The sequence below is a fragment of the Limimaricola cinnabarinus LL-001 genome (genome assembly GCF_000466965.1).
GTDB classification, from domain to species: domain Bacteria; phylum Pseudomonadota; class Alphaproteobacteria; order Rhodobacterales; family Rhodobacteraceae; genus Limimaricola; species Limimaricola cinnabarinus.
Genome location: NZ_BATB01000005.1, coordinates 57,591 through 70,159, shown reverse-complemented (window position 1 = coordinate 70,159; position 12,569 = coordinate 57,591). Strand labels below are relative to the sequence as shown.

At 60.7% G+C, this 12,569-nt stretch carries 10 protein-coding genes and 1 tRNA gene; 4 read left to right on the top strand and 7 right to left on the bottom strand.

Annotated features, from left to right (window positions below; translation table 11 throughout):
- Nucleotides 1-58 precede the first annotated feature (58 nt).
- Nucleotides 59-1,507 carry a cobyric acid synthase gene (locus tag MBELCI_RS03425; protein ID WP_021692754.1) on the top strand — a complete coding sequence of 483 codons (1,449 nt, stop codon included), beginning with the start codon at nt 59-61 and terminating at the stop codon, nt 1,505-1,507.
- A gap of 11 nt (nt 1,508-1,518) precedes the next feature.
- On the opposite strand, the gene MBELCI_RS03420 is transcribed toward MBELCI_RS03425, so the two are convergent.
- The 3 genes from MBELCI_RS03420 to MBELCI_RS03410 all read right to left on the bottom strand — a co-directional run bounded on the left by MBELCI_RS03420 (nt 1,519) and on the right by MBELCI_RS03410 (nt 4,616).
- Entirely contained in the window at nt 1,519-2,478 is a 960-nt protein-coding gene (locus MBELCI_RS03420) for a hypothetical protein (RefSeq protein WP_021692753.1), read from the bottom strand.
- Between the two features lie 73 nt (nt 2,479-2,551).
- Nucleotides 2,552-3,907, bottom strand: a complete 1,356-nt coding sequence (locus MBELCI_RS03415) for a TolC family outer membrane protein (protein ID WP_110546314.1) — start codon at nt 3,905-3,907, stop codon at nt 2,552-2,554.
- Nucleotides 3,908-3,962: 55 nt separating this feature from the next.
- Nucleotides 3,963-4,616 (bottom strand): protein-L-isoaspartate O-methyltransferase family protein, encoded by a 654-nt coding sequence (locus MBELCI_RS03410; protein ID WP_021692751.1) that lies wholly within the window; start codon nt 4,614-4,616, stop codon nt 3,963-3,965.
- A 423-nt stretch (nt 4,617-5,039) separates the two neighbouring features.
- On the opposite strand from MBELCI_RS03410, the gene MBELCI_RS03405 reads away from it, so the two are divergent.
- Nucleotides 5,040-5,113 (top strand) — tRNA-Cys (locus tag MBELCI_RS03405).
- A gap of 292 nt (nt 5,114-5,405) precedes the next feature.
- On the top strand, nt 5,406-6,773 hold the full coding sequence (locus MBELCI_RS03400) for a tyrosine-type recombinase/integrase (RefSeq protein ID WP_235047562.1): 1,368 nt from the start codon (nt 5,406-5,408) through the stop codon (nt 6,771-6,773).
- Here MBELCI_RS03400 and MBELCI_RS03395 read toward each other — a convergent pair.
- Nucleotides 6,770-7,504, bottom strand: coding sequence for a hypothetical protein (locus tag MBELCI_RS03395; RefSeq protein WP_045319648.1), 735 nt, complete (start codon nt 7,502-7,504; stop codon nt 6,770-6,772). The two genes, MBELCI_RS03400 and MBELCI_RS03395, sit on opposite strands and share 4 nt — an antisense overlap.
- A gap of 133 nt (nt 7,505-7,637) precedes the next feature.
- On the opposite strand from MBELCI_RS03395, the gene MBELCI_RS03390 reads away from it, so the two are divergent.
- A complete protein-coding gene (locus MBELCI_RS03390; RefSeq protein WP_045319663.1) occupies nt 7,638-7,880 on the top strand; it encodes a helix-turn-helix domain-containing protein in 243 nt (80 codons plus the stop codon).
- A gap of 108 nt (nt 7,881-7,988) precedes the next feature.
- Here the strand turns inward: MBELCI_RS03390 and MBELCI_RS19145 are convergent, their stop codons facing one another.
- Genes MBELCI_RS19145 through MBELCI_RS03380 form a run of 3 tightly spaced genes read right to left on the bottom strand, consistent with a single transcriptional unit; the run spans nt 7,989 to nt 12,546 of the window.
- Nucleotides 7,989-8,909 carry an HI_1054 family type III restriction endonuclease gene (locus MBELCI_RS19145; RefSeq protein ID WP_052512670.1) on the bottom strand — a complete coding sequence of 307 codons (921 nt, stop codon included), beginning with the start codon at nt 8,907-8,909 and terminating at the stop codon, nt 7,989-7,991.
- 53 nt (nt 8,910-8,962) lie between these two features.
- Complete coding sequence (locus MBELCI_RS19140) at nt 8,963-10,612, bottom strand: DEAD/DEAH box helicase family protein (RefSeq protein WP_021692747.1); 1,650 nt, start codon at nt 10,610-10,612, stop codon at nt 8,963-8,965.
- Complete coding sequence (locus tag MBELCI_RS03380; RefSeq protein WP_021692746.1) at nt 10,609-12,546, bottom strand: DNA methyltransferase; 1,938 nt, start codon at nt 12,544-12,546, stop codon at nt 10,609-10,611. The genes MBELCI_RS19140 and MBELCI_RS03380 overlap by 4 nt, the downstream gene beginning before the upstream one ends.
- Nucleotides 12,547-12,569 lie beyond the last annotated feature (23 nt).

Genomic DNA, 12,569 nt, shown 5'->3' with positions numbered 1-12,569 from the left:
GCCCCTAGACAGCTAACTCAGTCGGGATGAACCGGAAAGCCGGGCAATCGGAGGGCGCATGGCACGGGCGATCATGATCCAGGGCGCAGGCTCGAATGTCGGCAAGTCGATGATCGTCGCGGGGCTGGCGCGCGCGGCGCATCTCAGGGGCTTGTCGGTCGCACCGTTCAAACCGCAGAACATGTCCAACAATGCCGCCGTGACGGCGGATGGCGGCGAGATCGGCCGCGCGCAGGCGTTGCAGGCCCGCGCCTCGGGCCTCGCGCCGCTCATCGACATGAACCCTGTGCTTCTCAAGCCTGAGAGCGAAACCGGCGCGCAGGTCGTTGTGCAGGGCCAGCGCCTCACCACGGCGCGGGCCCGCGACTACGCGGCGCTCAAGCTCACGCTTATGCCACGGGTGCTCGAGAGCTTTCACAGGCTTGCGGCAAGGCATGAGCTGATCATCGTCGAGGGGGCGGGCAGCCCGGCGGAGGTGAACCTTCGCGCGGGCGACATCGCCAATATGGGGTTCGCCCAGGCCGCGGGCGTGCCCGTCATCCTCTTGGGCGACATCGACCGGGGCGGCGTCATCGCGCAGCTCGTGGGTAGCCACGTGGTGCTGGCGCCTGAGGATGCCGCGCTGATCCGGGGCTTTGCCGTCAACAAGTTTCGCGGCGATGCCAGTCTCTTTGCCGATGGCATGGCGTTCATCGCGACCCGCACCGGTTGGACACCGCTGGGGATCGTACCGCATTTCGCCGATGCCTGGCGATTGCCGGCCGAGGACGCGGCGGAGATCGTCACGCGCCCCGGCGGGCCGATCCGGATCGCGGTGCCACGGTTGAACCGCATTGCCAATTTCGACGACCTCGATCCGCTCTCGGCCGAACCCGATGTCAGCGTGACAATGATCGAACCGGGCCGCCCCCTGCCCGGCGACGCCGACCTCGTGCTCATCCCGGGCACCAAATCGACCATCGCGGACCTCGCCGCATTTCGCGCCGAGGGCTGGGACATCGATCTGCGCGCGCATCTGCGACGCGGCGGGCGGATCATGGGGATCTGTGGTGGATACCAGATGCTCGGCCGCAGCATCGCCGACCCTGAGGGCATTGAAGGATCGCCCTCGACTGTCGAGGGGCTCGGGCTCCTGGACGTGGAGACGGTGATGCGGCCTGAAAAGCGGCTTGGCCTTGTCGAGGCGCGGCTGTGCGACGACGGCACGCCGCTCAGGGGCTATGAAATCCATATCGGTCAGACCGATGGGTTCGGCCAAGCCAATCCTTGGATCGAGATCGATGGCCGCCCCGAAGGCGCGGCAAGCGCGGATGGGCGTGTGCGCGGTTGCTATCTACATGGGCTCTTCGCCGACGACCGGTTTCGCGCCCGGATGCTCGCGGAGCTGGGCGGGACCGGGCGCACGGCCTATGAGGACGGCGTGGAGGCGACGCTGGATGCGCTCGCCGCGCATTTGGAGGCACATCTCGACATCGATCGGCTGCTGGCCCTCGCCGCCCCGGTCTAGCGCGGCAAGCCTCAGTCGACCTCGCCGCTGGCGAGAGCGCGAAAGATCTCGCGGCGCACGAGCTTGCGCAGGTTGCTGGTAATCCGGTCGCCGAGTGGACCGCGCAACTCGTCGCGCAGCACCTCGACGATCAGCTCACGCAGCATGCCCTCGTCGATCTGCGGCGCACCTGCCGGGACGGGCCCGGGTGCTTCGGCGGCAGCGGGGATCTCCTCGGCCGGGGCTTCGTGCAGGGCTCGGAGCTCGGTCACCTCGGCCATGTCCGCCGGATGCATGGCCTCGGGCGCCGGCTCGGAACGTTCCGCCACCGGAGCCTCGACCTCATCCGTCTCCTCGTCGGCAAGCGTCTCCTCGTCGGCAAGGCCGTCGTGGAAACCGGCCTCGGGCACAGGCGCGATGGAGCTCACTCCTTCGGCGGGATGCCCGCCGGACCTGACGGACGCTTGGGAATTGGGGTGTCGGCGGCTGAGGAACGGGGCGTCCTCCGGGCGGGCCTGTGCCCAATCCATCACCGGGGCCGGTTCGCTTCCGTCGGGCTCCCACTCATCGACCTGGTGGGTGATCGCGGCCTCGAGCTCGGCGATCGTCGCCTCGAGACGCGATCGAAGGGCCGAATCCTGCGGTTTGTGGGCCGTGGGAAACGAGGGCGCCTCGAAATCCTCGTCGGTCTGGTCGCGCTCTGCTTTAAGGACTCGACCGACGTTCCCCGGAAACGGCGTCGGCGCTGTGGGCGCTGTGGCCTCCTGCGGCTCGGGGCGCCCCGCGACACGCAGCGCCGGGGTCAGCATCAAGGGCGCCGAACTGCGACGTTCGTCACGGCCCTGCGTCGGGGAAACCGGGGCATGCAGGCTCCGATCGACGGGGCGCGGGCCGGTCTTAGCGGGCGCGCCCTGCGGATCGCCATCCGCGAGCAGCCTGCGGATGGACGACAGCACATCCTCGATTTCGACACTCTTGACGGGATCGGACATGTTCTACCCTGCTTGCCTCGGGTGAAGTCTAGCGAAGGCCGCGGCACCCGGCAATGATCCTGCCGGGTGCGGATCAACGGCCGATGGCCTCGAGCACGCGATCGAGCGCGCGGCCCTGCTCCGAGCTGCCGGAGGGCGCGTTGCGCACGAGGTTGTAATAGGCGGCGGGGTCGTAGATCTGCACCGCCAAACCGAGCTGCCGGGCATCCAGCATCCCGATCGACGACAGCACCACGTAGGTCGCCAAGGTCTCGTCCATCTGAGCCGACACGAGCGAGGCGCGGGCGTCGAGCAGATCCTGCTCGGCGTTGAGCACATCGAGCGTCGTGCGCGCACCCAGCCTGGCCTCTTCGCGCAATCCATCGAAGGCCACCTGCGCGGCACGGACCTCCCGGCCCGACGCCTCGATACTGGCGCGCGCGACGGTCAGGCTGGTATAGGCGTTGGCCACCGCCTGCTCGACCACCCGGCTGGCGCGCAGCAGCGCCGAACGCGCCGCGTCCCGACGCGATTTCGACTGGCGCAGCTGACTGGCCAGCGAACCGCCCGTGTAGAGCTGCTGGCTGACGGAAAGGCCGATCTGTTCGCTGTCGTCGAAATCATCATTGACCGAGACGCTGCCCTGCAGCGAGAGCTCCGGACGGTTGGCGGCTTCGGCACGTTGGATGTTGAGCTCGGCCACGGTGATCGCATGCTGCGCCTCGACGAGGGACGGGTGATTGCGCCGTGCAAGGGCCTGCGCCTCGGCCAGCGAGCCGGGGATTCGCGCATCCGGGACGTCGGCGAGATTGCCCGGCCGTCGGCCTACGGCCGCCGTGAATTCGGCCTGCGCATTGGCAAGAACGCCCTCTTCGGATGCCAGAAGGCTGCGGGCCGATGCGAGCCGGGCCTCGGCCAGGGACACATCGGTCCGGGTGACCTCGCCGACCTCGAACCGGTCCCGAGCCGCTTGGAGTTCCGTCGTGATCAGGCGCAGGTTGTTGCGCCGCAACTCGACGAAAGCGTCGGCCCGCTGCACTTCCATGTAGGCCGAAACCACACGTTGAAGCATGTCCTGCTCGATTCGACGCAGCTGCTCGCGGCTCGAGAGGACGAGTGCCTTCTGGGCGTCGAGGGCATAGCGGCTCTGGCCGCCATCATAGAGCAGCAGGGAGGCCGACAGCGTAGCCGAGCTGCTGATGTCGTAGGGATCGACGCCGACGGCATCGCGCAGGGGGCCGCTTGTCGACAACGCCGTCTGCGCCGACCAACTGATGATCGGGCGCAAGGTCGCGAGGGATTGCGCGACGTTTTCGTCGGCCGCGCGAAGCAAGGCCCGGTTCTGCTCAAGTAATCCGCTGTGCTCGTAGCTGTAGGCCAGCGCATCCGCGAGCGTCTCGCCCCGTGCCGCGCCGGTCATGGCGGCGGCAAGACCGGCGCCCAGAATCAAGCTTCCCCAAAAATGCCGCATAATGCCCGCCTTGTTTTTCTTGTTGCTCGTCAGCCTACAACACGAAGTCCCGTGTCGACTCGAAGCCCTTCAAAAGCGGGGCTCCGGCATTGAAGGCGAAGCGCCATGAGATCCGGCCGTCGATCTTGTGACCGATTCGGACCACGCCCAGCGCGCCTTCCGCGAAGATCGCCGCGACCCGCCCGCCTTCGCGCAGCTGCTCGACCAATGCGTCGGGAAAGCGCTCGATGGCGCCTTGCAGGATGATCACGTCGTAAGGGCCGCTCTTGGGCGCACCTTCGGACAGCGTGCCGCAGACTACGGCAGCGTTGTCGACACCGTTTTCGGAGAGGATGGCCTGCGCCTCGGCGGCGCGCTGCTCGTCATCCTCGACGGCCGCCACGAAGCCCGCCAGCCGCGCCAGCAGCGCCGTGGAGTAGCCAAGCCCGCATCCCAGATCGAGCACCGCGTCCTGCGGTTCGATCTCCAGACCGTCGAGCATCTTGGCCAACGTGCGCGGCTCGAGCACGACCCGATCGCTGCCAAGCGGCAGATTCTCGCCCACATACGCGGCTTCGCGCATCGCGGCAGGCACATATGTCTCACGCGGAACCCCGAGCATCGCGTCGATGATCGGAAATTTCGTCACGTCCGAGGGTCGCACCTGCGTGTCGACCATGAAGACGCGGCGGGTCGCATAATCAACCACGGACCGGACTCTTTCGTTCAGTTTCGCCATGGCCCTGATGCCACAACCCCGGCGTAGCGGCAACTGCGCAGGGCTTCGGGACCGACGCCACATCCGCAGGGAGACCTGAGGGCCACACCCCTGCTCATGCCGGATCATGGCTCCGGACCGCCCCGAACGGCCGAAGCGCACCGGTTTTCGCACTCTTCGGCACCATGGGGCGCTTGCGAACCTGCCCTTCCGCGCAGACCGGACGCCAGCCCCTTATCGTCTTCCGCCCCTTGTCAGGAGGGCTATCAGAACGGCCCTTAGGCCCGCAGCAACGGCGCACCGCACCCAACATTGATAAAGCGCGACCGCCCGAGGCATGGAACGCCGAATGTCGAGGGAAACGGCTCGGCCCTCTTGCGGCCCTCACCGAACATTTATATAGGAACGGCGGCTGGCGGGTTGGCGGAGAGGTTACGCAGCGGATTGCAAATCCGTGTAGACCGGTTCGATTCCGGTACCCGCCTCCATTTCCTTCTAAATCATAGGGTTAGCGACTTAGAGGTCGGGTGTGACACAAAGTGGGACACACGCCCTATGATGTTGTCATCCTATCTAAGCCCCTCACGGCATGGGGTTTACTACTTCCGCTGGCCCCTCCCCGCCTCAGATAGCCAACCTAGAAGAACCGTCCGGTTGTCCCTGCGGACCCGTTGCCCTGATCGGGCTGGCGATCTGGCCCGCTATCTTGCATCTTGTGGTCGATTGATACGCGAGACCAATACCTTGGCAGGACTAAGACAAGACGAGATACGCGAGAAGGTGCAGGCCTACTTCACTGCACAACTGGAACAGTACATCGACTGGCTGGACCGGCGCGGCTTGTCGAAGAATGCTCTAGCCGATGCCCGCGAAGAGATGCTGGACCATGAGAGTTTCATGGACATCAACAGCGCGAACCCGACTTGGCTGCCAGTGCAGCCATTCAAGAGGAAGATGGGCGTCTCGGATGCCGATTGGGACGCCAGCCTGCCCCGGATCGCGACCGAGCTAAGGAAGGGTCGCCGGGACATGCTGAGGCGCGTTCTGGAGGCCGCTGAGCGCCTTGAGCATTATTCCTATGGTGAGGCCCCGGCCATTACTGCTGCCGCTCCTGCGCCCGCTCTGCCAGCCTCTTCGACCTTGGGTGAGGCGGTGGATGATTTCATCGCGGAGCATTCGCGCCAATGGGCTGGCAAGACCATCGGCCAGAACCGGGCTTACCTGAATATCCTTGTCGAATACTTCGGTTCTGATCGGCTGCTTGCCACGATCACCAAGCAGGATGCGAGCGAGGTCAAGAAGATCTTGCAGGCGCTACCGTCCAGCCGGAACACCAAGCCCGAGCTGAAAGCCATGCCGTTGATGCAAGTCATCAAGGAACCGGGCCACAAGAAGATCGCGGCCAAGACGATCAACAGCCATATCCAAATGTTCAAGATGTTCTTCGACTGGGCGGAACGGCACGGACATTCGCCGCACACGCTGTTTGAAGGGATGAAGGTAAAAAAGGACAAGGCCAGCGAGAGTGAACGCAGGCCCTTCACACCGAACCAAGCGCGCCTGATCTACACCGAGTTGACGGACAACCCCTCCGGACTGGTGCGCAAAGATAGCCACAAGTGGGGGATGCTCTTGGGCATGTTCACCGGGGCACGTTTGAACGAGATTTGCCAGCTCGACATTGCCGATGTGAAGCAGGACGGCGACACATGGTTCCTAAACATCACCGACGAAGGCGACGATAACAAAAGCGTAAAGTCCAATGCAGGCAGGCGTAAAGTGCCTCTGCACTCCGAGTTGATCCGTCTAGACTTTCTCGACTTCGTGGATAGCCGCCGGAACGGCACACGCTTGTTCCCAGATTACAGCTACAGCGCCAACGGCGGCTATGGCCGCAACTTGGGCCGGTGGTGCAATGAGAGTTTCTTGCCCAAGTTGGGTATCAAGCAACCTGGCCTCGTCTTCCATAGCCTACGGCACACCGTAGTAACGCGGTTGGGACAATCAAACGTGCCAGAGCCGATCATCCAGTGCATCATTGGCCATGCCCGGTCAGGCGTGACGCAGGAAGTGTATCTGAGAGAGGGTTACACGCTGGAACAGTTGAAAGAGGCCATTGACCGCTTCGCCATTAGCAGAGCAACCTAGCTGGCAGGCTGGCCGAGGTCATCGCGCATGGCCCCTTCCATCTTATAGGCAAAACGGCCGGCTTCGGCGCGGATCGCTTCAAGCGCTTCGGAGGTCATCGCCTCTTCGGTGACTTGCGCAATCCAGTCCGGGTCAATTTTGTCCATGCGTCCAAGGTTAGCCAGTTGTGCAACGAGGAACGCCGCGCCGTTGGTGTGCATATCGAAATCGGATAATTTAAGACCGGTTGCCTGCACTGTCCCGTCGAATGCACCGAGTGCAGCGGCGGCGATCTCTTTGTCTACAAGGTCGCGCTTGATCGCTGCCAGATAGCCGATGTGGTGCTCTGCCGCCGCAAGCTGCACGTGCTCCAGTTCATCGAACCTAGGCGAAACGTCTGTGCCAAGCTCAGCATCACCGGCGGGCACTGAAGCGGTCGATTTCTCTTCGTGCTTGAGCGGCACGATAAAGTTGCCATGCGCAGTCGGGTTCATCGTGATCGCACAAAACGCGGTTATGGTGAAGGCTATGCCCAACGGCTTGATGAACGCCAAGAGTAGTATGGCAACGACGACAAACAGCCACCACTGCGCCCTAAATAGCGGCATAACCCCAGTTGCTAACAGGAGCTTCATCTGCAGGTTCCAGAAGTAACGTCCGATAATCCCCAAGCTGGACCTTACAGCGTCGAAGCCCTCTGCTGCGGCCCCGAAGGCAACATCACTGTCAAAGGGCTGATGATCTTGGCTCATCGGATGTTCCAGTCACTTAGGTCTGCATCTATTCGACCTGCGCAACGAAGGCGAAGCGGCCAAATTATCTGAATTTTAGATACCTGCTTTTGAGATATAGTCAACGCGCCCAGTGCAACAGCATGGGGCGCTCATGCCTAAAACTCTAGGAGATCATAGGCATGATGCTCTTGTCCGCTATCTCATTGAAAAGAGGGGCGAGGCAGGTTTGAAGCAGGTAGACCTTGCAGAGCGGATGAAGGTCTATCAGTCCTTCATCGCGCGTCTGGAAAGCGGCCAACGCCGCGTGGATGTGGTGGAACTGATCAAGCTGAGCGAGGTGCTTGGTTTCGACCCGACCGAGATTGTGGACAAGCTGGCCAAGCTGTCGGAATGAGCCTGCACCGCCCGGACTTATTTCCCCAGCAATGGGGGGAACCAGTTTATAGACCCGACAATTCCATACATATAGACAGGCCCTCGCATAGTGCCAAGTATGAGCGGCCTATACGTTTAGCGCCTCCGTCTTGAATGCAGCTTTGAAGTCAGTATTAGTTTGCCCTGCCTCATTGAAAAAGGGCAGTCCAAGAACGGTATAGTCCCGACCTTGGAATACCGTCTCAAGTCTTGCCTTGGCTTTCACTTGCTCAAGGAAATTTTGCTTCCAGTCATCTTGTGGTCGCAACTGGTCGCCTTTGGGCTCAATGAATAGCTGCAAGATCATGTTTGCCTCTTGCCCCTTCTTCCTCAGAAACAGAACAAAGTCAGGCTCAAAGGCGCGTCCGGTATCGAAGTCGTATAGCTTAACCGCCTTTTCATTCCGTAGCAGGTAGAAGTCGTCAAACACGCCGCGCAACCGGGCTTCCTGATCGTGCATGTACTTGATAAAGTGCTTTTCCTGATCGGTGCCGTAACTGTCATCATAAGCGTGCCAGTCCTTGCCACTCAGGTCGATTTGGTCCAGCCCCGGAACATTGCTTTCGGTCCAGCTAAGTCCGGTCTCGCCTTCGATCCGCAGTTTAAGCACCTTGTCGGTGAAGCGGTCCTTGATGCGTTCCGGCTTGAAGTCCTTCGTGCCGATATACTCGACACTCTCACGCTTCACTCCGCTTTCGATCTGGTGCAGGACGTATTGCGCGATGTCCAGCTTTTGCCGCGCCGTCAGGTTGGCCAAGTCATCGGGCAAGCCGCGCACACTCACTGTGACGCCGCATAAATACGTGTCAGAGGTGACAAACTGTGAAGCGCTTGCAAGTTGGGGAAAATAGGTCCGCAAGCTAGCGAAGTGGAAAAAGTCGTTGGTGTCCATCGCGAAGCTCAGAATAGCCCTCCCGAAATCGACCAGCTTGAAGTCGCGGGATACCGGTTCCTTGGTGGAAGGCGTTAACGTTAACTGCCCACCGCCGAAGGCAGAGGCTTCTGTCACCCGGCCTGTCATCAGGTTGGGATAGGTAAAGCGGCCTTCGATCTTGTAGGCGTTCAGCCTTCCACACCGTCACGCGGGTTCTTCACACGGTCATTTACCCACACATGATCGCGCTCATACAGGTCAGTCTGCTTGAAGTTGTCTTTGAGCCGCAGCCGCACAGTCCGTGCGGTCTCGTCCAGCATCCCGGTCTCGCGCAGAGCGTTACGGATGTCTTGGATGTACTTTGGGTTGTGCGAGCAGTGGTAGTGCAGTTCCTCTAAGATGCGCAGGGGCATATCCACGGCGCTATCGTACTTGCGCTTTTCCCGCGCAGCGTCGGGCTGGTCCGGGGCCATGAATGGGAAGTACCGCGCCCCGCGTCCAATCAACTGCGCCTCAGCCATCGTGGTCTTGCCCACCTTGTTGGCCTTGCCGTCGCGGGTGTCATACAGGCGCACGATGTCGAACAGGTTCAGCACGTCCCAGCCTTCGTTCAGCTTATCGACAGCAAAGATCACCCGTATCTCGTTATCGCGATCCTCCAAGGCGTTAAGTTCTATCTGTCTGTTTTCCAAGTCTTTGGGGTTGTTGACGTTCATCACCTTCTCGGGGGCGAAATCGCCCTTTAGCTCACGGGCGAAATCCGCGCCGCTCATGCCCCTTTTATCTATTATGTAGGTGAAGGCCCGCGAAAGGGTTTCATCGCCCTCTGAGCGGCCCCTGAGGGCCTCTAGCGCCTCCCCTGAAAGCCCAGCCACCATCGCCGCGAACGTCGCTTCGTTGTCGGCGCTTTCCTTGATCGTCTTGGACTTCATCAGGATCACCGGTTTGCAATGCAGCCCATGCGCCTCGGCCACCTTGCGGCGATACTGGCTCAGGACCATCGCTTGCATCATCCGGGCCTCGGGTGGCAGGTCGGCCTGCCGCAACTCGATGTCCTTGGAATAGCCGTCTTCGCGAAACTCCCTCAGCGAATAGTCATAGAGTATTTTGTCGCGATACTTCGCCCGTATCGCCTCGTGGCTCAGGTCCACCGTTGCGGTAAACTCCAACAGCATGTTCTCGGGGTGCTGGCCGAATATCTCGGATACCGTGCCTTCCCAACTGGCCTTCGCTGCCTTCTCGCCTTCCGTCAGCGTCTTCTTCGTCTCGGCGTTTAGGTGGTGCGCTTCGTCCGAGATCATCACCACCTTATAGTCGCGGAAGTCTTCGATTGTGACAGCATTCTCTTTCGGGGCCTGCATCCTTGTGTGCAGCCCCTGAATGGTGGTGAAGTGGATGTTGATCGCTTCGCCCGACACCGCGTCGAACGTGTCAACCGCGCGGATGTCCACCGGCTTGTCGGCAATGCGTACACTGGGCGCGAACAGGTGCTTGGCCGATGCGGGATTGAGAAAGTTTTCCTTAGTCTTCTCGATGATCTGCGCGGAGTTCACGAAGAACAGGAAATTGCGATAGCCACGCCGGTACAGGTCCAGGATCAGCGCCGCCATCAGCACCGTCTTGCCGCTGCCCGTGGCCATGTGGAACAGCAGGTGCGGGGCCATGGGCCGCGCCTCGTACTTGTCGATGTAGAACAGCCAGCGTTCCAGCGCCGTACGTTGATAGGGACGCAAGGTGATCTTGGGGGCAAGGTTGCCCATGATGTCTTCGGGGATGTCAGACTTGAGCGCGCCATACTTGGCCAGCGCGTCAAACTCTAGGGTAAGCGTCTGGCTCATGCGTCCAGCCTATAGAAAGAGCGGGTCGCGCAGGCGTCTTCGTCGGAGATGTCGAAGTCCGCATCGCCAAGGGAACCGAGATTGACATAGAGGTGATTGACATCAAGGCAGTCCATCAACACGCGCTTTGCGTCTTCCAACTGGAGCAGAGCGAAGTTGTCAGCGTCAAAGGCGGTCAGGTCCACGTCATAGCGCAGATAGCCGGTGGCTTGGATATCGGCATGGATGGTTTGCAGCGCGGCCATGTCTGGGGCCGCTTCGATCCGGTCAGCGAAGGCAGCGTTAGAGGCCGCAAGTTCGGCATAGACAAAAGATCCACCACCTTGCCACTCGACGGCTTTGGAAATACCACCCTGTTCGCCTTCGATGACTTTCTTGAGGCGTGATGCAGGCAACTCAAGAATGTAGTCCATCTGTTCAACGGCGATCCAGCGACGGCCCATCTTGTGCGCAACTGCCGCTGTCGTCCCCGACCCGGAATAGAAGTCCAAAACGATGTCACCGGGATTGGTGGCGATTTGGACAATGCGTTGTAACAGTCGCTCAGGCTTTGGCGTGAAGTCAGATGCTTCGTCCGAACCGACGATTGCATTCAACTCTTTCTTTGCCTGTTCATTCGTCCCCGCATCTTGATGTGCCCACCAAGTCGATGACTGGATACCGTTTTCGTCCTTGAGGTACTTCTTGCGTCTCGGCTGATTACTTCCATCCCTGCCGAACCAAAGACGCTTCTCTTTCTCAAGGATGCGGTATTCATCTTCAGTTACTTTCCAGCAATAACCTTCTGGCGGATAGAACCTGTCGCCTGACGGCGCTGTGATCCAATACATCTGGTTTTCACGGCCCCACTTGCCATTTTTCTTTTGGTTCTGGGCAGTGAAGTCTCTGTGAACCCACGGTCCTTTAGGGTCATTGTCTGGGTTTCTATACTCCGCGCGCTGCTTGTCTGTCATGGGCAAGCGATTGGCGCCTTCCTCAAAGATGGTCTTAAAAGTACCGTTGGACCGCTTGGTTGTGCCTTGCTCACGGGCAAAAACAAGAATGTTGTCATGTGAGTTGCCAAGAATAACACGGTCGTCGGGTGAAGTTCTCTTTTGCCACGCAATGTGTGCTACAAACTTTTCACGCCCGAAGACTTCATCCATCATCACTTTCGCGTAGTGTACTTCTGTATCATCCAGTGTGACGAAGATTGCACCATCGCGGGTGAGTAGCGACTTCGCGATTTCAAGTCGCCCCTTGAAGAAGGTCAGCCAAGCCGAATGGTTGAAGCGGTCATTGTACCGGAACCCGTCATTGCCCGTATTATAGGGCGGATCGATATAGATCAGTTTCACCTTACTCGCGTAGCGCGCTTTTAGGGAATGCAGGGCCAACAGGTTGTTGCCCTTTAGGAGCAAGTTGTCGTCCTCCGACACCTCGCCCACGGGCTTGGCCTTGCTCTCAGCCACGGCCTCCGCATTCCAGCGTTGCCAGCCGGTCATCACCTTGGGTTCAAACAGGCGGGTGATGTCGTCCGGGGCCAACGTCGTGTTCCAGAACACCTCGTTCCGGCCGCGGTCCTCCTTCGTCATGCCGCCTTCCAGCACACAGTCCTTGTAAGGCCACGCCAGCACCACGTCGCGCGACTGGCTCAGGTAGTCGCCCCGCCCATCGGCTAGGCCGATCCGGTTCTTGAAGGCGGTGTAGCTGTCGGGCAGGAAGGCCTTGTTGGACACGAAGTCCTGAAACTTCACCTTGTCGAAGACCAGCGCACCCGCCACCTCAGTGAAGAAGTGACCCTTGATGGTATCAGATTGCATCAGCAGGGCCAGCAGGCGCGGGTCCATGTTTAATGCTGCTTCGATCACCGCGTTCTTGAGTATCGCCCCATCAGAGATGAACGCCTGCTCGGCCTGTAGCAGCGCCGTGAGGTCATCGAGAAGGTTCTGCATGGATGGTCGCCCCCGGTTGGTCT